The following is an 18,259-nucleotide window of genomic DNA, read 5'->3' on the forward strand; positions in this document are numbered from 1 at the left end:
TGAGTTTCCTTACCTTGAACAGCAGCCATAAGAAATCTGCGATGGTTTCACTGATGGTCTGAACAATCGGTGGAAAGAACTTGAAGTGGAAACTCACTCGGTTATGAGCGGACATTTTCGCGGCAACTACCGCACCTAAATAAGCGAACCAAACAAACATGTAGGTGGCGACTTCATCACCCCAAGGAATGGAATAGTCAAACAACTGACGAGTTAAAATTTGCGTGAACAGCAGTAAGACAAAGCTCGCTAGTAGTAAACAACAGGTGTACTCCTCAATGTTGTTTAGGTGTTTTCTAATTATTTTAGCGACTGACATATAACCTCCAATGTTGATTTTTACATGACAACCAGTCGCTCAATATGTATGAACAGATAAACGAGTAAAGCCATGCAAAAACCCTATCTATCAGGTCACCAATAGATAGGGCGTAACTAATCGTTATTGTCTACCCAGTAGCTCAAGAACGTTGTCTAGCTTCTCTTTACCTCCGATGCTTGAGTAGAATTTTGGCCAAACAGACGTCGTGACTTTCTCGATCCACTCTTTTTCACCATTGGCAGGGTCGGTAAATACCATGCCCTTGTCTTCAAGGTCTTTACGAATCTTGCTCTCAGTTTGCTCAAGGTAAGCGAAGCTATGCTCTGTCGCCTCTTGGCCTGCTTCCAGAATGGTTTTTTGCATCTCTGGAGTTTGTTGCTGGAATACAGTTTCACTGACAATCAACGGCTCAAGAGAGAAGATATAGCGAATATTAGTGACATACTTTTGTACCTCATTAAATTTCATCGCATACACTGTGATGTATGGGTTATCTTGACCATCTACCACGCCCTGTTGCAGACCTGTAAAAGTCTCAGACCACGCCATTGGAGTTGGGTTTACGCCCCATGCTTGATAAGACGCGATCATGATTTCGTTGCGAGGAACACGAATAACCAACCCTTTTAAATCTTCTGGTGAGGCAACTGGTTTCTTCGAGTTGGTCAAGACTCTAAAGCCTGAGTACGCCCAACCTACAATACGAACGCCTGCATCACGAATGGTGTTTTCAACCAGCTCCTGACCAACCTGGCCTTGTGTCAATAGCACTGCTTCTTCAGGGCTTTGAATCACATATGGCATGGTCAGTAGGCCAACCGTTGGTGAAAATGGGGTTACGTTGTTTATAGCTAGAACAGAGAAGTCTAATAGACCGATAGCCGCATCATTGACGGTGTCTTGTTCATTACCCAATTGTCCATTTGGAAATAGGTCAATCTTTACTTTGCCATCCGTCTTTTTCTCCATTAGCTCGGAGAACGTTGTGGCTAGCTCCCATTGCGTTCCGCCAGCGGCATCGCCAATAGCCATTTTGAAATTTGCTGCCGCAGCCGTATACGAGAACACTGCCGTCGCCGCAATTGTCATACCCGCAATGATTTTGTTCTTAATAAGTTTCATAGTCTTAACCTTTAATATCGTACAGACATCCGCTCTGTACTTTGCTCACAAGGTGACCTGGTACAACTTTCCTGGTCGTCATTATTTCCCTATTTTGGAAACATGTTTTAAGTGTCACAGCACCTCATCCTTTAGCGAATACCACTGATAAAGGAATCGCTGTCCTACTCGTCGAAATGGTGCAAACATCTCTGACTCCACCACTTCCCTCACGTTTGGAAACGGAAGTTTTGATTCGAATATGGGTAAATCCAGTTTGTGTCCTTCTCCGCCAATCCATTGAGCCAGACGTTTGCCGGCTTGTGCGGAATACATCACACCATTACCGCCGTAACCTAAGGCGTAGAATATGGATTGCGATGGATTGGGCTGATAGATCCTTGGCATCATGTCGTGGCTTACATCCACCCATCCCCACCATGAGTAATCGATTTTGATCTGATCTAGGGCTGGGAATTTACGCGTGAGATCGGCGAGCAACATATCTTCATATTTCTTCTCTGGCGCATTTTTACCTGTAATGGCACTGCGAGTTCCTATCTGAACTCGATTGTCTGGTAGCAAGCGATAGTAATGACGAAGAACACGCGTATCTGTAATCACCTGATTGGTTTTGAAATTACACGCGGCAATCTCCTGTTGCGTCAAAGGGCGTGTAACCATTGAATTGGACAGCACTGGCAACAAACGGTTTTTTAGCTCAGAGTGCAGACCTTGACTGGTGTAGCCACCAGTGCAAACCCCAACTGAACGAGCCTTTACCACACCACCTGGTGTTTTAAGGTAGTGCACGCCACCGCGAGTTTCCCATCCCATAACAGGGCTTGACGGATGAACTTTCACACCTAATGCTCGTGCTTTTCTCAAGTAGCCGAACGCTAGTTTGCCTGCGTGAATGCCGATGCCTTCTGGCTCGTGCATTGCACCTGCGGCTTCTTGATCGCCGACGTAATCGCGTTTTACTGTCTCAGCATCCAAAATTTGCGCATCGTAATTGAAGGTGTCACGCAGCAGTTTTGCTTCTTTCTCTAAACCTGGCATCATTTTGGGTCGGTGCGCCACATAGAGGTGACCGCCAGGCTGTGGGTCGCAGTCGATATCTTTGATTAACTCTTTAAATGTGTTCATACCATCAACGCATTCGCGGTGCATTTTCAAAGCCGTTTCTAGACCCCAGCGTTCAATCCACTGAGAGCGCTTTAACCTCCCTGAAGCACATTGAGCCTGACCGCCATTTCGAGTACTGCAGCCCCAACTTAAGCGATTCGCCTCAATAACGGTTGCTTTAATACCGTACATTTCGGCAAGGTGTATAGCCGTACTCAGCCCAGTAAATCCAGAACCAATAATGGCAACATCAACGTCCATATCGGACATTATTGGCCCATCATCTTCTGGCGGTGCACCTGCCGTATCAACCCAGTATGTCGGCGCATACTCTTTACCGTGACCTGGCGTTTTGTCTTTTAGAGGATCATATTTCGGGTCGTATTTATCTTTGGCTTGGGTACTTTTCGCTTTAGCTTCTACAGCATCTACTGCTGGTTGTTCCATTACTAAACTCATAATTCGACTCTCCTAGTCATAACACGTGAACGAACAGTGGTTGCCGCGTTTACTTATTGGGAGTTATTACTGGTCGAGTTTTTCTAAAGGCGTTCTTAACACTGATCTTCCCTTCACGTAGCGTGAAAACGTCCACCATACGAGCTTCGATAACAGTGCCATCTGGGTTAGTTGCGGAGAATGTAGATTCTGTTACTGCTCGATCGCCGCAAACAAAGTGCACAGGGTCGCTCCAAGCTGCGTCTGGAAAGTTTTGCCATACCAACTCAAAACTGTTGCGAACCGCTTCGTACCCTTCAATGGTGTTTCCTAGCAAGCCATCACCTGCAACAGTGTGGAACACACAATCATCGGTCATAAATGACATCAAGGCTTCGATATCGTGGTTATTCCACGCATCACTAAAGGACTGTAAAAATGTCGTATCGACTTGGTTTTCCTGCACTAATGTCGCGGCATTGGTTTGCATATTCATATTCCAGGGTCCTTTTATGTTTTCGTTATTGATTTAATACAAAGCAGTTTTAGACTGCCGTTTTATTAGAGTATTTAAACTAGAAATACAGCAAGTTAACAAATTTATAACATAACTCCAACTCTAACTTTGAGTTATGGTATGTACAAACTTTAAGCTCACAGATTTAGTTTTTTTTATAATTTAATTATTGACCTCGTTAGATTTAAAAGCATTTATCACTCACTGATAATTCAAACGCTTGTTTGCTTTCTCTGCTAATTCTTTCTAGTCGAAATCAAAATCTTGATGATACTTACGTCCATATTGTTCCAGTTTTCTATCATGAAAAATTACTTCAAGGTCGTTACTTATTTCACCCTTATTAGTCTTACCGTTATTATCTAAATTATGTTTGGAATCTATATTCGCCATTTTTTCTTCAACTGTTATTGAAGTTTTGTTTAATGCACTCATAGATATTAGCTCCTTTAATAAGTTATTTTTTACCGATGGCGATATGTAAATAGATATCAAATCCGTTACATATCGCTGATCATCATAAAGAGAAAGAAGGCTGCCATTTCTTTCCTTTTCAAATGGATGAATTGAGTACCATTCATCGTTTTTCGTCGTTCTAAAATCGCAGTCGGTCGCTTTAAATATTTTCGTATTTTCAATGTCATGGGGAGATTTTACAAAATTCACCTTATGACAGTCCCGGACCTTAAGAATATTTACACAGTCCTCTGTTGAGCTATTACAAACCGACCACATTACGTTAAACAGACTGTCAGTCCATTCAAGTAAACGCGTTGGAAACCCTTGCTGATTGGATAAACACATTAATAGCCATTCATTGATGTCACGAGAGTCCAACATCGGCACACCATAAACTTTCATAGTTGAAAGAAGCTCTTGTTCTACTCGCCTTAGATTATTACTATTTACTTTACCCAAGCTTGGAATTAGTCCGCCTTTTGAACATTCTTCCGCTCGATATATCAAAGGGTCATTATTATTGCATTCAGAGAATAAATTCACTATTTCATATAGTTCTTCTATTGTATTTATATAATGCTTATCATTCATAATGAACACTCTTGCTACCGAAATATGAATTAGCTAATTAAATCATTCTCTGGGTGTAAATTACCGCCAACATATACCCGGCAATGAACATTGCATTTAGTAAAAGCAATATGATTGGTTTCCACCCTAATGAGAAAAGCTTCTCAAATGATGTCTTTACGCCTAAGGCTGCAATTGAAATAACCAAGCACCACTTAGATATTTCTGACATACCTTCCGAGACAGAATCAGGGACAAGATTAAAGCTATTGACAACAATCAGAGCAATAAACACCAATAGGAAAAAAGGGATTATTGGCGCATTAATATGGTTTTCCTTTCCGTCACTTTGTTTTTGCGCTCGAAATGACAATGCGATTAGCAGTATCACTGGCATTAGCATGGCTACTCGAAACATTTTCGCCAACGTTGATGCATCACCGATCTCTGTCGACAGCATAAAACCTGCACCAACAACCTGAGCGACATCATGAATTGAACCACCTAAGAACATGCCTGCTTCACTTGGCGATAGTTGCAATGAGGTCACCACTAATGGGTAAAGTACCATAGCAATCGTTGAAAACGCGGCCACACCAATTGCAGTCATTAACGTGTACTGCTCATTCTCTTTGTTTTGCGGTATCGTAGATGAAATGGCCATCGCGGCAGAAATACCACAGATTCCCGTTGCGCCACCTGCAAGTAATCCAAATGTGCCAGAAACATTCAACAGCTTGGCAAAAAGTAGGCTGAACATGATGGTCAACACCACCGCACCAGCAAGAATACCAACGCCATCTAATCCGATAGTGCTGACATCGCTGTATGCAATGCGTACCCCTAATAAAGCAACACCTATGCGCACCAATTTTTTAGCTGCAAACTCGATACCTGCACCACATTTTTCATGGTCAGAAAGAAAATGCAGAGAAATACCAAGCAACAATGCATAAAGAAATTTGGGACCACCATAATGGTCGGAGACGAACGTCGCGGCCGCAGCTATTACTATGCTGAGTAATAAGCCAGGTGCGATACCCATCGCTTCTCCATACAGCGTTCTCGGCATTTTCATGGTTTTCGAAATCATCACGCTCACCTTTCCGTGTGTTCTTATTGTCCGGCCAAACATTGGCCGGACAGTCTTCCCGTGACCTATACGTAGTCTTTGTATTTATCTAGGAAGCGAACCGGTTTTGATAGCGCATCACGACGGAACGGGTCGCCCAGTTCTTGTGTACACATGATTTCAATAACCGTCGTTTTGCCTTCGTTCATCTGCATGTCGATGGCTTTTTGAAGAGTAGGGCCGACATCTTCTAGTTTATCAACCGTGATCCCTTCAGCGCCCATCGCACGTGCAATTTCCGCGAAACTTTGGTTATCTAACTCGCCTGCAACGAATCGGCGGTTGTAGAAATCCACTTGGTTTTTCTTCTCTGCGCCCCACTGACGGTTGTGGAATACTACTGCAGTCACTGGAATGTTGTGACGAACACATGTCATGGTTTCCATCAGGCTCATTCCCCACGCACCGTCACCGGCATAAGAAATAGCTGGACGATGTGGTGCAGCAGCCTTCGCACCAATAATGGTTGGGAATGCGTAACCACAGTTACCAAAACTCATTGCTGCAAAGAAGCTACGTGGCTTTTCAAAACGCAGATAGCTGTTAGCAACCGAGTTAATGTTACCAATGTCGGTAGATACCATGACATCTTCTGGCATCGCCTTTTCCAACTCACGAAGCACTTGGCGAGGGTGGAGATATTCACCACCAGAGAACGGCGTTTCTTGCGCGTTTTCTTCAATCATATCTAGGCTGAATGGGTCACGTTCGTGCGTCCACTCATCCAATTCCTTCTCCCAGAGTGCTTTTTCTGTTGCGACTGTGTCTTGGCGAGACGCTTTATTTTCGTCACATAGCAGTTCGCGACCTTCCAGACGCTCTGTTAATGCAACTGCTGCCGCTTTAGCATCGCCACAGATGCCCACGGAGATTTTCTTAACCAATCCAAGCATCTTGTTGTCGGCATCGATTTGGATGATCTTCGCGTTCTTCGGCCAGTAATCCATACCATGCTGAGGTAAAGTACCAAATGGACCAAGACGGGTACCAAGAGCAATAACAACGTCTGCTTGCGCCATCAACTTCATGGCTGCTTTTGAGCCTTGATATCCAAGAGGACCACACCATAATGGGTGACTTGCTGGGAAGGAATCGTTGTGCAGGTAGCTGTTTACAACTGGTGCACCAAGTCTTTCTGCTAATGCAGCACATTCTTCGACAGCATCTGCCATCACCACACCACCACCAGAAATGATGACTGGGAACTTCGCTTCAGCAATAAGGTCTGCAGCTTCATTCAGAGATTTTTCGCCACCTGGCCCTCTATCTAAACGTGCAGGTTTTGGAATTTCCGTTTGAATCTCACCATAAAAGTAGTCACGCGGAATGTTCAATTGCGTTGGACCCATCTCACTCATCGCGCGGTCAAAACAACGACCCGTGTATTCCGCCATACGGTCTGGGTGCGTCACATGACCTTGATATTTAGTGAACTCTTGGAACATAGGAAGCTGGTTACACTCTTGGAAACCACCTAATCCCATTGTTTTTGTTCCGGTTTCTGGCGTGACGATAACCACGGGACTATGTGCCCAATAAGCTGCTGCAATCGCAGTAACACAGTTACTGATACCCGGACCGTTTTGTCCGATAACCACACCATGACGACCAGATACTCGTGAGTAACCATCCGCCATATGAGCAGCGCCCTGCTCGTGAACCACTGGAATTAATCGAATGCCAGCAGGAGCAAAGATGTCCATTGCGTCCATAAATGCTGACCCCATGATGCCGAACATGTCAGTAACATCATTGGCGACCATAGTTTCAACAAACGCTTCTGATGGTGTCATCGTTGTATTGCCGGAAACAACCGTGCGTTTTTCTTGCTCGCTCATCCTTCCCTTCTCCTTGAGTTGAACTAAAATTTCATTTTTCGGAATGAATTGTCTCTTTTTTAAATTCACATTCACCTTAGTAGTAGAATTTTTGCGCGTCAATTTTTTATCTTAAATTGGAATAATTTATTCCAATTAATAAAACTAGATCACATTATTGATAGTTTTTTGTACAAAAAGTATCGTTAACTCAAGCTACGCTGTTCATAATCGATGAACATCACCAACCGTTACCGGAAATTTGCACGCTATATAGAGGGAATGAGCAATGAAAGAAAAGGAATGGGTACCGACGAAACAGGTTAGCGTTAGAGAGTACTTCGGTATTGATAGTGACTTAACGGTGTGGGCGTTTGAGGAAGCTGGAGAATACGTTCCACAAATCGACCCCAACTATTGTTTTGATCCCGAAGTAACGTTGGCCATCCTAGCTGGCTTCTCATCTAATCGCAGAACTTTGATTCAAGGTACGCACGGTACCGGTAAGTCTTCGCATATAGAACAAGTTGCTGCCCGACTCAATTGGCCTTGTTTGAGGATCAACCTTGACGGTCATCTAAGTCGATTAGATTTCATCGGCAAAGACAGCATAGTTATAAAAGATGGAATGCAAGTGACCGAATTTAAAGAAGGGATTCTGCCACAAAGTATCCAACAACCTATCGCTTTGGTATTGGACGAATACGATGCAGGGCGACCAGACGTGATGTTTGTGATTCAGCAATTACTAGAGCAAGATGGCAAATACACGTCTCTGGAGCAAAACCGTGTCATCACTCCGCATCCTTATTTCCGGTTGTTCGCTACCTGTAACACCCTAGGTCTTGGCAACTTCTCTGGTTTGTATTCCGGTACTCAAGTACTCAATCATAGCCAACTAGATCGATGGAATATCATTGCGACTCTGAACTATCTCGACCCTAAACACGAAGCTAATATCGTGTTATCCAAGAATCCGGAACTTAATAATGACCTTGGCTTTACACTCATCGAGCAAATGATTGCGACAGCAGGAATGACGCGCAATGGATTTATGGCAGGCGATCTTTCTACCGTTATGTCCCCCAGGACCGTGCTGACTTGGGCAGAGAACATTCGAATCTTTAATGATGTCGCAACAGCGTTCCGGCTGTCCTTTCTAAATCGATGTGAAGAAGAAGAAAAGCAACTTGTTAGCGAGTACTACTTCCGATGCTTCGGCGAACCTTTGATTGCGAGCACTTCCTCCTCCTCTACTATGGAGCAGACAAGCCATGGCTAATGTGTCGTCTCGACAGAAGAAGATTCTTGACCTAAGCGTTTCTGTTGCCCGCGCAATCAGCGGTGATGCCACGCTAAACTACCGTGGTGAGCGATTGTATAAAGGCGACCAACCTTGCTACTTTCTCTCAGCGCATGCTAACGATCTCACGTTTGTTTCTCGACATGAGTTAACAAAAAGTAAACTGGCGATGCAGGGAAAGATAGACTCTTCAGCATTCCGACTATTGATTTCTGACGCAGAATTACATTATTCGCTGCGTCCAAGTCATGAAGTAGAACGGCTCCTATTCGACTTTTGCGAACAAGTACGTATCGAGTCGCAAATCCCGCATTACTTAGCTGGTATTCAGACCAGCACTCGATTTAATTTCAGTTATTGGAGTGAGCAGTATCATCAAAACGGCTTTACCGAGTCTCGTCTCGGGATGCTTCTTTTCACTCTTATGCAAGTCATTTACACACGTATGATTGGCATGCCGGTTTCAGAGCCTATAGCCGAAGCGATAGAATCTACTCGCGCAGGGATCGTGCCGATAATCGGCACCTGTTTAGTTCAGCTTAAAAAACACCGTTGCGATCAACAACTATATGCTGCTTACGCTAAGGAGCTTGCCGCGCTAGCCAGTGAACTCATAAAGCAAGAGCAGGAACAATCCAACAACCAGCCCACACCAACAGTAGAGGAAGACATTAAAATCCTCGCGCAACTTGCCTTGATTGTAGACGGCGATATTGAAGATCATGACGTCGAAGCAGACATCACTGGCAACAGTAAAGCTTTTCAATTGGCTGGATCAAATTACCAAGTGTTTAGTCGGGAGTTTGACAGAGAGGTTAGAGCCGACACTTTGGTTAGACGAGCATTACTACTGGATCTGCGGCAAAAACTCACAGATGATATGATGGCTAGGCAAGTGAATACTCGCCGGTTGGCCGCTATCTTGTCTAGTATTGTACAAACTCCTCAGCACAATAAGCGCCAAGACCATCTCGAAGAGGGGGTAGTCAACGCCGACACTCTCACGAAGCTGGTTACGTCACCTCTTGAACGCAGCATCTTTTCACAGCCAGAACTAGGCATCTCCCACCAATGTGCAATTACCTTTCTAATGGACTGCTCTGGTTCTATGCAAAAGCACAGTCACAAAATGAGCTTGTTGATGGATACTTTACTTAAATCGGTAGGGTTAGCCGATATCCCTTTCGAAATCCTTGGTTTCACGACCGGTAACTGGAATGGTGGAAGAGTATATCGACAGTGGCTTCAGCAAGGCCAGCCAAAACACCCTGGCCGTCTGAACGAGCTTAGACATATCGTCTTCAAAGACTTTGAGACACATTGGCGACGCGCTCGACTCGGCATCGCCAGCTTACGAAAGGCTGATATTTTTAAAGAGGGCATCGATGGAGAAGCCGTCCAGTTCGCCACCCAACGTTTAACATCGCAAGGGGCGCAACGAAAAATCCTCATCATCTTCTCAGATGGTTGCCCTATGGACACCGCCACCAGCACCGCCAACGATCAGTTTTATCTAGACAACCACCTAAAGCAAACCATAGAGCGCGAATCCCACCGTAATAACATTGAGATCTACGGCGTCGGCATGGGCGTCGACCTGAGCCCCTACTATCGCAACAACATCACCCTAGATGTCCAAGAAAGTTGTTTGTTTAGTTTATGCCAAGAGGTGTTTGGGATGTTGAGAAAGCACACAGGTTAGAGTAACACTGTGGCAACTAAACATAGCTTATTTGAGGGTTTATGGGACTGTAACTAGATAGGGGACTTTTCATACCAACGCCGAAGCAGATACCCCCATTAAATACCCTCCAATAACCATCAAGACACCGAACACCGTCTTTCTCAACTGATCGTTTGATAATGGAGGCGGATAACGCCTAGCGATTAGAGTGACCAAAGCCACCAGCGGAACGGCAATGACAGATAACCAAAGGATACTGACACTCAAGCTACCGTCGAAATACACGTAAGCGGTGCGCGAAGCCGAGGTACAAGCGAAGACCATCAACAGCGTGCTGCGCACTAATTCAATAGAAAAAGGCTGCCGATAAAGATGGTAAACAATCGGTGGGCCCGCCATACCAAATAGGCCGCCAGTAAGCCCCGAACCAAAACCAGAAAATAGAAAAGACGCTGCAGCAGAACGCCGCGTTAACGTTTTCGGCTTAAACATGAAATTGAGCCCAGCCGCTAAAATCATGACACCAAGAAGACCGCGTAACATATTGGTTGCCGATTCACTGAGTTGATCAAGCAAAAATACTCCAGCAACGACACCCGGTATAATGCCAATTACCAGAACCAACATGGTTTTAAGATCACCAGATAATGGTTTACCTACCAACGCCACCAAACAATTGAACAAGGTAACAATACTCACCACCGCTGCAATCACAGGTAAAGCGACCAGATTTAGGCTCACCGTCAAACCAATGACAATGATGCCAAGGCCAAAGCCAGTTACTGTCTGAAAATAGGTGCCAATGACTATGGTGGCAAGAATGGCGAGTAACGTCGGTAATTCCATTTGTTTCCCTAGTTGGTTATCCCTTCTTTTATTGAAGCGGGTGGAGTGTGTTTGATGTTTCGATCTTGTTGGGCTTGCACTGCAGTAACCGCAATAACATGAAGAATATCCTCGGCGCTGCATCCCCTAGATAGGTCATTCGCAGGCTGATTTAACCCTTGCAACAACGGTCCTATAGCTACTGCACCACCTAATCGCTCCGCCAACTTGTAACCGATGTTTCCGGCTTCCAAATTGGGGAATATCAGTACATTTGATTTGCCCTTGACTTGTGAGTCAGGCAGCTTCTTTGCAGCAATTTCAGTAACAATTGCCGCATCCAACTGTACATCTTGGTCAACAGCGATGTCAGGGCAGCGCTGCTTTACAAGTTGTGCGGCATTGCGAACTTTGTCAACGGACTCATGTTTAGCGCTGCCGTTGGTGGAAAACGACAACATGGCAACTTTAGGTTCTTCCATTAATAGCGATTTGGCGCTGGCTGAAGCTGAAATCGCAATAGACGCCAGCTCTGCTTCATTCGGATCAATGACTAATCCGCAATCACTAAAAATCAAACCACCTTTGAGGTTATGAAAAGGCTCACATAACATCATTAAAAAGAAACTCGATACTAGCTCGCTATCTGGAGCAGGACCGATGATTTGAAGCGCTGCACGAACCACATCAGAAGTAGTGTACACAGCACCATTCACAGTACCGTCGCCTAGCCCTTCTCTGACCATTAGGTTGGCGAAAATAAGCGGGTTTTGCACTTGTTCGAGCGCGTCGTTGTAAGACATACCTTTTGCTTTACGCAGCAGATATAACCGCTCTGCTAACACTTCTTTAAGCGGTGAACTCTGTGGTGAAACAATATGAATGCCAGCGAGACTCACATGATACCGCTCCGCAGCCTCTGCAATGGTTTGTTCGTCGCCAACTAAGGTAATGTATGCCAATTGCTTATCGACAGCCATGCGAGCAGCGGTAAGCACACGAGGGTCTTCTGCTTCACTCAACACCACCCTCTTACGATCTAAGTGAGCTTTGTTGACAATCCTTTCTATCGCCTTCATATAACAAACTCCATTTATCGAGACATATTGTTCCATAATTTTATTTCATGTTAATGACACTAATACAAAAGATCAAATTTTATTCAGAAAATGGATATATACTAAATTGGAATGTACAATCTTAGACTTCGACGTATCGCAAGGATGAATGACTCTATGCCAACAGAAACACCACAAGTTCAAGGAGATACTCCTACGCTCAGACTTTTTGCACTATTAGAGGTGATAGCGCAAAAAGACGAGTTCATATCTCTTCAAGGATTAGTAGAAGAAACGGGATTACCAAAGCCAACCCTACATCGTATGCTGCAGCAGTTAGAGGCCGCAGGCATCATTCAAAAAGATGGGGATGAAAAGCACTATAGCTCCGGAATTCGTTTGAGAAAGCTAGCCGAGAATTTGTTGCTAAACAGCACCATGCACAGTGCCCGCCGCACGATTCTTGAAAACCTACGGGCCGAAGTGGGCGAAAGCTGTAACCTGACAGCGCTCTCCAGTGGCGAAATCATTTACCTCGATAGAGCAGAGACAGAAGCCCCGCTTCGCTTCCACTTACATCCAGGTTCGCGTGTTCCTGTTCACTGCTCTGCAACAGGCAAACTGTTTCTCGCACATATGTCGAAGTCACAGCGTAGACGCCTGATTGAAAACGTTCCGCTTACTCAATATACCGTGAACACCATCACCGAATACTCAGAATTGGAAAAAGACATTGAGGAAGCAAAGATTCAAGGTTTCGCTATCGATGATGAGGAATTCTTACCTGGCTTGGTGTGTATTGCGGTTCTGGTACCCTCTCCTACCGGGCAATCTAACCTCGGTTTAGCGATACAGGCTCCGGTTATTCGCGTTAAACCGGATGAAGCCATCAAGTTCTTGCCTGCACTACAAAAAGCAGCGAAGGCACTGGCAAAAATAGAAGCCGATAATTGGGGTAATGATTAACCCCAAACCTGATGAAAAGGCACCGAGAGCACTTAGCCCGGTAGAACTACCAAACCCAGTGGCTCTAAAAGCTGCTCTTGTTGCCAGTCGCAAATTTTTACCCCGGTGAGATCCACTCTTCTGGGGTCCAGCCCCTCAAGATCTACATGACACAAATCCGCCCCTTGAAACCGAAACTGCGACCAAGCGTCAGCTGAGAATACCCCACGGCTGAGATCTGATTCTTTTAATGACGCCCCCATTAAGTTAGCCCCAATCCAACGGTTCTCAAACAACTCGCACTTTTCTAAAACCTGTCGCTCTAGGTTGGCATAAGACAAGTTACAACCCGTGATATACGCAGAACAAAAATACATAGTGTGACTGACTTGATTGGCAAATCTTGCACGCTGGAAATTCGCCCCTTTCAAGTCACATTCACGTAGCTCTATGCCAAAACAATCAGCTCCTTCAAAATTACACATGGCTAACTGGCAATTATTAAAACTGGCATCCTTCAAATTGGCATAGTCAAAATGACATCCTTCTAGGTCCGAGGTTTCGATGAATTTACAACGCTCAAACCTTGCATCCGTGAGATCTGCCCGAGCAAAGTCACAGTGAAAAAACTGACAGTTTTCAAAAACGGCTCCAGAAAGATCTTGCCGAGAAAAGTCATGGTGTTGGAATACTTTATCTTTCAGATTCATAGTGTTGCTCCTCATTATGCTGCGAGACTAACACTCATAACGCACAGTTCCTAGAAAAATAAACCTTTAAAATACAGTACATTACCACCCCTATAAATCGCCAATTTAAGGCCCCTAGAAACGCTCCTAAGCTTATTAAAACTTTCTCATCGGATGCTCGTACTCGAAAAAAAGTTTAATGACTCTTATCAGCGATTAGGAGTTCTTTGTGATCGTTCCGTACACATGAGTTCACGAAATACTTCAATTGCTTTAACTGAACGCTCGTTCCAAATCATTTTGAACGAACGCTCAAGATAAAATTAATAGCGGAGAAAATCATATATCATTGTTTTTAAACTGTTGTTTTCTCCCATCGGTGTCTGATTATGGACAGAGACGAGACAATGGCATGCTCACCTTACAACAACTGCGTGAGGTGGATAAATGCAAAAAATGTTAAGTAAAACCAGAAAATCTGATATTTGGGTCGGGTCAGAATGGGGAACTCTGAAAGAGGTAATCATTGGACGCGCCGACCAACTCGCCTACCCGGTTATCGGCAAGACCTTAGCCAACCGTATGGGCATCTTTAATAAAGAAGATCGAGACAAAATTATGGTTAATGGCAGTCAGTCCTTTGCTGACGCCGATCCGGTTCGCTTTAAGAAAATTAAACAAGAAGTCGAAGATTGGGTCAAACTGCTTGAAACTAAAGGTATTAAAGTACACCGTCCAAGATTGTTAACCGAACAAGAACTACTCTACAAAGAATCCGGTGTAGGCTCGTTGTTTGTGAAAGACCCGCTCTCAGTAGTTGGTAACATTGTCATCGAAGGTGCTAATCGCTTCCCAATGCGCCATAAAGATGTGTTCACATATCGCCATATTCTTAATGAACGTGTCGCAGGTACCGATGCTAAATGGGTCAATATACCAATGCCGGAAACAGATATGGAGTGTTCGGAGGGCGGCCAAGGCCCATTTTTAACCGGTGGTGACATATTCGTTATGGGCAACAATAACGTGTTGCTGGGCTACAACGGTATTGACTCCAATATGAAAGGATTACAATGGGCGGCAGATCTCCTGCATTCACAAGGTTGGACCGTTCACTTTGTCGAATATAGCCCAGAGGTAATGCACCTTGACTGTTGCTTGTCCTTACCTCGAGAAGGCTTAGCATTAGTCTGTCTAGATGCCTTCCCGTACGGCTTGCCAGATCTGATTAAAGACTGGGATATTGTCAATTGCACATTGGAAGAAGCTCGAATAGACGCCTGTAATGGTCTCCCATTAGGAAAAGGGGTTTATGCCATGTCGAGCGAGTTCAAGCATATTGGTGATCAGCTTGAAGCTAAAGGGATCGAAGTTCTCTACACAGATATGACTGAAACCAATCACGCCACTGGTGGTGGAATGCGTTGCAGTCATGCCGCATTGGTACGTGAAGACTAACCCTTTAGCACACAAGAACAAGCACCCAGGGTTAGCCCGTTTTAAGGCTAACTCTGCGTTGACTAACGCTTTTCATACAACGGGACATTCTCTCCCACAATGTATTTCTGTCTCAGAATACTCGATACCTTATCCAGACCCATGATGATGGCAACAAGAACCAGCGTAATAAACGTCACTACATCCCAATTCCACAAGCGCATGTTCTCCGCATAAACTAAGCCGATACCGCCAGCACCAACAAAACCTAATACCGCCGCAGAACGAGTATTTGATTCCAATTGATACAAGGTTAATGCAAGAAAAGTCGGGAACGACTGAGTAAAGATGGCAAAACGATGTTTCTGTAGATTATTCGCGCCCAACGCGGTTAAGCCACGTGACGGTTTCTTATCTGCTGATTCGTGACTCTCTGCATACAGTTTTCCGAATAGCCCTAGATCTTGAACGAATACCGCCATTACACCGGCAAGAGGCCCTAAGCCCACAGCACGCACAAAGATCATGCCCCAAATCGCCATATCAATTCCGCGTAAAACATCAAACACACGGCGCATAAAGGTAGCAATAAAGCGAAATGGTCCCGTCATCACGTTACGAGCAGCCATAAATGACAAAGGCAACGCCACAAGAGACGCCGTTAACGTGCCGCCAAATACAATCGCCAGTGTTATCGCTATTTGCTTAAAGTAATAGGCAAACGGCCAATCCCAAAAGTCTCTCCATACAAACATATGCAGGAAATAGCTCATAATTTTGCTATTGCCCATTTCAAACTGCTTTGAAGACACGCCAAAAAACGTAAAGAACAAGAAGTAATACACCAAAACGCTGCTCGCAAGCACTGCAACAATGGTTAAATAACGTTTTTGTTGCGAGAAAATCGCTTTATTTTCTTGTTTGATTTGCTCTAACGTTAGTTCCGTCATTTTACATCTCCACTGATAACTTTTTTGCGTAGCACACCAGACGTCATGTCTATGAGCGCGACGACAATGATGATCAACAACAGCGTGATGCTGACCTGATCATGTCTACCCAAGCTAATATTCGTCATCAACTCTTGACCAATACCACCCGCCCCAACTAAACCAAGAATGGTCGATGAGCGAAAATTGATTTCAAATCTTAGAAATATATACGACAGAACTGTTGGCTTAATCTGCGGCCAAAAGGCAAAACGTAGTCGTTGGATTGGTGTTGAACCACACGCCGTTAAACCTCGAACTGGCTTATCAGAAATGGTCTCGATGGATTCATAAAACAGCTTGGTCAAGCTACCTATCGTATGCAGTGTCAGTGCCACGAACCCTGGGAACGTTCCGACACCATAAGCCATCACAAACATCACCGCCCAGGCAAGCTCCGGCATGGTGCGCAAGAAGGCAACAAAAGAACGCACAGCCACTCTGACAGATGCAGGCGCATAACCATTACTGGCGGCTAAAAATGCCAAGATAATCGCAATAACTGATGAGACTAGAGTCGCGGCGATCGCAACATTAATGGTTTCCCACAATAGAGGGATTTGAATCGGTAGTCGGTAGCCCCAATAGATGAGTGAACCCGGAACCGCGCGACCAGTCTCATCGCGACTGGCGAATAAGACATCCCATGACAACTGCGGAAGTGTGTCGTAGATATAATCAAAAAGTGCAGGCGCGTTATGTAGAATGGTTGAAAGGCTAAACTCTGCATAATGCCCAGAAAGCAAGTAAAGCAGCATAAACATGGAAGACCACATAAGTGCATCCATCTTCTGCTTACGACGAGCCTGTTGGTAATATTGTTCAAACTGCATGAAATTGACCGTAGAAGTAATAAGCTGGCAGCGCCTGCCAGCTTTTAATTGGAGGGGGGATTAACGCTGAGCGAATTTAGTCGCTTTAACTAAGTCGATGATTGACTGGTATTCAGCAACACTGGTCTCTTCTAGGTGAAGCGACCCACCCGCCGCTTTGCTAAAGCAAGCGTTGTCTTCACGGTCCAGTTTCTTCACAGCAGCAACAAGCTTATCTTTGAAATCGGGGTCTAGGCGGTTGCTAACAATAGTTGGGCCATTAGCGATAAGTGGCGATTCCCAAATAATGCGGATTTTTTTCATTAGGTCAGCGTCGTGGTCCATATAACGTAGCAACGCCCCAGCGCTATACCCTTTATCTGCATCGCCCACCATTGATGACCAAGTTACCGCAGCATCAAACTGACCGTTAAGAACACCAACGATATCTTGCTCATGTCCACCAGAGAAGTTGACCGATTTGAAAAAACCATCAAATTGATTATCCATATTTCCACCCAGAGTGTTTTCTAACTGGTTGTTTGGAATAAGGAAACCTGACGTTGAATTTGGATCAGCGAAGGAGAACACTTTACCTTTCAAATCTTCAATGGACTGATAAGGGCTATCTTCTTTAACTAAAATAACCGAATGATAGCCGCGAGAGTTGTCAGTGTTATCTACTGTGATACCCACCAAATCTACCGCTTTAGGGTCGCTCAAATATATTTCAGCATACGATTTTGGTGACATGTTGATAACCAGATCAATCTTCTCACCTAACAAACCTTGAATCACAGCATTGTAGTCACTTGAGTTGCGGATATTAGTTTTTACACCAAGCTCGGCATTGAGAAAATCAGCAACACACTGGTTATCACCAATTTGGTCTGCTGCATTTTGACCACCTAGAATACCTAGATTGATTTCACTTGGAGCAGCCGCACTTGCGTTAAAAGTCATAGCAGACGCAACAGCGATACCAATAGATAGAAGCTTTTTCATCACTTGTCCTTAAAATTTATTGTGTCCA

17 protein-coding genes are annotated in these 18,259 nt (G+C 44.6%); 4 read left to right on the plus strand and 13 right to left on the minus strand.

The features are described from left to right. The 7 genes from HW45_RS14060 to xsc all read right to left on the minus strand — a co-directional run. On the minus strand, nt 1–319 hold a 319-nt coding region (locus HW45_RS14060), incomplete at its 3' end, for a TRAP transporter small permease (RefSeq protein ID WP_152559682.1). A 123-nt stretch (nt 320–442) separates the two neighbouring features. Further along, a complete protein-coding gene (locus tag HW45_RS14065; protein ID WP_006069826.1) occupies nt 443–1,444 on the minus strand; it encodes a TRAP transporter substrate-binding protein in 1,002 nt (333 codons plus the stop codon). Between the two features lie 114 nt (nt 1,445–1,558). Beyond that, entirely contained in the window at nt 1,559–3,010 is a 1,452-nt protein-coding gene (locus HW45_RS14070) for an NAD(P)/FAD-dependent oxidoreductase (RefSeq protein WP_038227546.1), read from the minus strand. Nucleotides 3,011–3,059: 49 nt separating this feature from the next. After that, a complete protein-coding gene (locus tag HW45_RS14075) occupies nt 3,060–3,485 on the minus strand; it encodes a nuclear transport factor 2 family protein (protein ID WP_006069824.1) in 426 nt (141 codons plus the stop codon). A gap of 267 nt (nt 3,486–3,752) precedes the next feature. Next, nucleotides 3,753–4,565: an FRG domain-containing protein gene (locus HW45_RS14080; RefSeq protein ID WP_038227548.1), complete on the minus strand. Its 813-nt coding sequence runs from the start codon at nt 4,563–4,565 to the stop codon at nt 3,753–3,755. Nucleotides 4,566–4,593: 28 nt separating this feature from the next. After that, complete coding sequence (locus HW45_RS14085; RefSeq protein ID WP_038227550.1) at nt 4,594–5,628, minus strand: YeiH family protein; 1,035 nt, start codon at nt 5,626–5,628, stop codon at nt 4,594–4,596. A gap of 65 nt (nt 5,629–5,693) precedes the next feature. Further along, entirely contained in the window at nt 5,694–7,505 is a 1,812-nt protein-coding gene (gene xsc, locus HW45_RS14090) for a sulfoacetaldehyde acetyltransferase (protein WP_006069821.1), read from the minus strand. A gap of 268 nt (nt 7,506–7,773) precedes the next feature. Here xsc and HW45_RS14095 point away from each other — a divergent pair, with 268 nt between their 5' ends. Both HW45_RS14095 and HW45_RS14100 read left to right on the plus strand, forming a co-directional pair. Then, a complete protein-coding gene (locus HW45_RS14095; protein WP_031494238.1) occupies nt 7,774–8,766 on the plus strand; it encodes an AAA family ATPase in 993 nt (330 codons plus the stop codon). Continuing rightward, nucleotides 8,759–10,489 (plus strand): cobaltochelatase CobT-related protein, encoded by a 1,731-nt coding sequence (locus HW45_RS14100; protein WP_038227552.1) that lies wholly within the window; start codon nt 8,759–8,761, stop codon nt 10,487–10,489. Before HW45_RS14095 ends, HW45_RS14100 begins: the two co-directional genes overlap by 8 nt. 69 nt (nt 10,490–10,558) lie before the next feature. Here HW45_RS14100 and HW45_RS14105 read toward each other — a convergent pair whose 3' ends face one another. Both HW45_RS14105 and pta read right to left on the minus strand, forming a co-directional pair. Then, the gene (locus HW45_RS14105; RefSeq protein WP_038227553.1) at nt 10,559–11,317 is read right to left on the minus strand and encodes a sulfite exporter TauE/SafE family protein; all 759 of its coding nucleotides are present in this window, start codon (nt 11,315–11,317) and stop codon (nt 10,559–10,561) included. An 8-nt stretch (nt 11,318–11,325) separates the two neighbouring features. Further along, nucleotides 11,326–12,375, minus strand: coding sequence for a phosphate acetyltransferase (pta, locus tag HW45_RS14110; RefSeq protein WP_038227556.1), 1,050 nt, complete (start codon nt 12,373–12,375; stop codon nt 11,326–11,328). 156 nt (nt 12,376–12,531) lie between these two features. Here pta and HW45_RS14115 point away from each other — a divergent pair, with 156 nt between their 5' ends. Next, nucleotides 12,532–13,320, plus strand: coding sequence for an IclR family transcriptional regulator (locus tag HW45_RS14115; protein WP_006069816.1), 789 nt, complete (start codon nt 12,532–12,534; stop codon nt 13,318–13,320). Between the two features lie 32 nt (nt 13,321–13,352). Here HW45_RS14115 and HW45_RS14120 read toward each other — a convergent pair whose 3' ends face one another. After that, on the minus strand, nt 13,353–14,009 hold the full coding sequence (locus HW45_RS14120; protein ID WP_006069815.1) for a Qnr family pentapeptide repeat protein: 657 nt from the start codon (nt 14,007–14,009) through the stop codon (nt 13,353–13,355). Nucleotides 14,010–14,435: 426 nt separating this feature from the next. On the opposite strand from HW45_RS14120, the gene HW45_RS14125 reads away from it, so the two are divergent. Beyond that, nucleotides 14,436–15,446 carry an arginine deiminase-related protein gene (locus HW45_RS14125; protein ID WP_038227559.1) on the plus strand — a complete coding sequence of 337 codons (1,011 nt, stop codon included), beginning with the start codon at nt 14,436–14,438 and terminating at the stop codon, nt 15,444–15,446. Between the two features lie 62 nt (nt 15,447–15,508). Here HW45_RS14125 and phnE (HW45_RS14130) read toward each other — a convergent pair whose 3' ends face one another. From phnE (HW45_RS14130) to phnD, 3 genes are read right to left on the minus strand one after another with little or no spacing between them, the layout of a single operon-like run. Continuing rightward, the gene (phnE, locus tag HW45_RS14130; protein ID WP_006069813.1) at nt 15,509–16,375 is read right to left on the minus strand and encodes a phosphonate ABC transporter, permease protein PhnE; all 867 of its coding nucleotides are present in this window, start codon (nt 16,373–16,375) and stop codon (nt 15,509–15,511) included. After that, a complete protein-coding gene (phnE, locus tag HW45_RS14135; RefSeq protein WP_038227560.1) occupies nt 16,372–17,247 on the minus strand; it encodes a phosphonate ABC transporter, permease protein PhnE in 876 nt (291 codons plus the stop codon). Before phnE (HW45_RS14135) ends, phnE (HW45_RS14130) begins: the two co-directional genes overlap by 4 nt. Before the next feature lie 60 nt (nt 17,248–17,307). After that, nucleotides 17,308–18,231, minus strand: a complete 924-nt coding sequence (phnD, locus tag HW45_RS14140) for a phosphonate ABC transporter substrate-binding protein (protein WP_006069811.1) — start codon at nt 18,229–18,231, stop codon at nt 17,308–17,310. Between the last annotated feature and the right edge of the window lie 28 nt (nt 18,232–18,259).

Origin of the sequence: Vibrio sp. ER1A, assembly GCF_000733315.1 — a bacterium.
GTDB classification, from domain to species: Bacteria; Pseudomonadota; Gammaproteobacteria; order Enterobacterales; family Vibrionaceae; genus Vibrio; species Vibrio mediterranei.

Bases quoted from the DNA above. Each gene is read 5' to 3' on its own strand.
- HW45_RS14065 (WP_006069826.1), bottom strand. From the start codon at position 1,444: ATGAAACTTATTAAGAACAAAATCATTGCGGGTATGACAATTGCGGCG.
- HW45_RS14070 (WP_038227546.1), bottom strand. From the start codon at position 3,010: ATGAGTTTAGTAATGGAACAACCAGCAGTAGATGCTGTAGAAGCTAAA.
- HW45_RS14075 (WP_006069824.1), bottom strand. From the start codon at position 3,485: ATGAATATGCAAACCAATGCCGCGACATTAGTGCAGGAAAACCAAGTC.
- HW45_RS14085 (WP_038227550.1), bottom strand. From the start codon at position 5,628: ATGATTTCGAAAACCATGAAAATGCCGAGAACGCTGTATGGAGAAGCG.
- xsc (WP_006069821.1), bottom strand. From the start codon at position 7,505: ATGAGCGAGCAAGAAAAACGCACGGTTGTTTCCGGCAATACAACGATG.
- HW45_RS14095 (WP_031494238.1), top strand. From the start codon at position 7,774: ATGAAAGAAAAGGAATGGGTACCGACGAAACAGGTTAGCGTTAGAGAG.
- HW45_RS14100 (WP_038227552.1), top strand. From the start codon at position 8,759: ATGGCTAATGTGTCGTCTCGACAGAAGAAGATTCTTGACCTAAGCGTT.
- HW45_RS14105 (WP_038227553.1), bottom strand. From the start codon at position 11,317: ATGGAATTACCGACGTTACTCGCCATTCTTGCCACCATAGTCATTGGC.
- pta (WP_038227556.1), bottom strand. From the start codon at position 12,375: ATGAAGGCGATAGAAAGGATTGTCAACAAAGCTCACTTAGATCGTAAG.
- HW45_RS14115 (WP_006069816.1), top strand. From the start codon at position 12,532: ATGCCAACAGAAACACCACAAGTTCAAGGAGATACTCCTACGCTCAGA.
- HW45_RS14120 (WP_006069815.1), bottom strand. From the start codon at position 14,009: ATGAATCTGAAAGATAAAGTATTCCAACACCATGACTTTTCTCGGCAA.
- HW45_RS14125 (WP_038227559.1), top strand. From the start codon at position 14,436: ATGCAAAAAATGTTAAGTAAAACCAGAAAATCTGATATTTGGGTCGGG.
- phnE (WP_006069813.1), bottom strand. From the start codon at position 16,375: ATGACGGAACTAACGTTAGAGCAAATCAAACAAGAAAATAAAGCGATT.
- phnE (WP_038227560.1), bottom strand. From the start codon at position 17,247: ATGCAGTTTGAACAATATTACCAACAGGCTCGTCGTAAGCAGAAGATG.
- phnD (WP_006069811.1), bottom strand. From the start codon at position 18,231: ATGAAAAAGCTTCTATCTATTGGTATCGCTGTTGCGTCTGCTATGACT.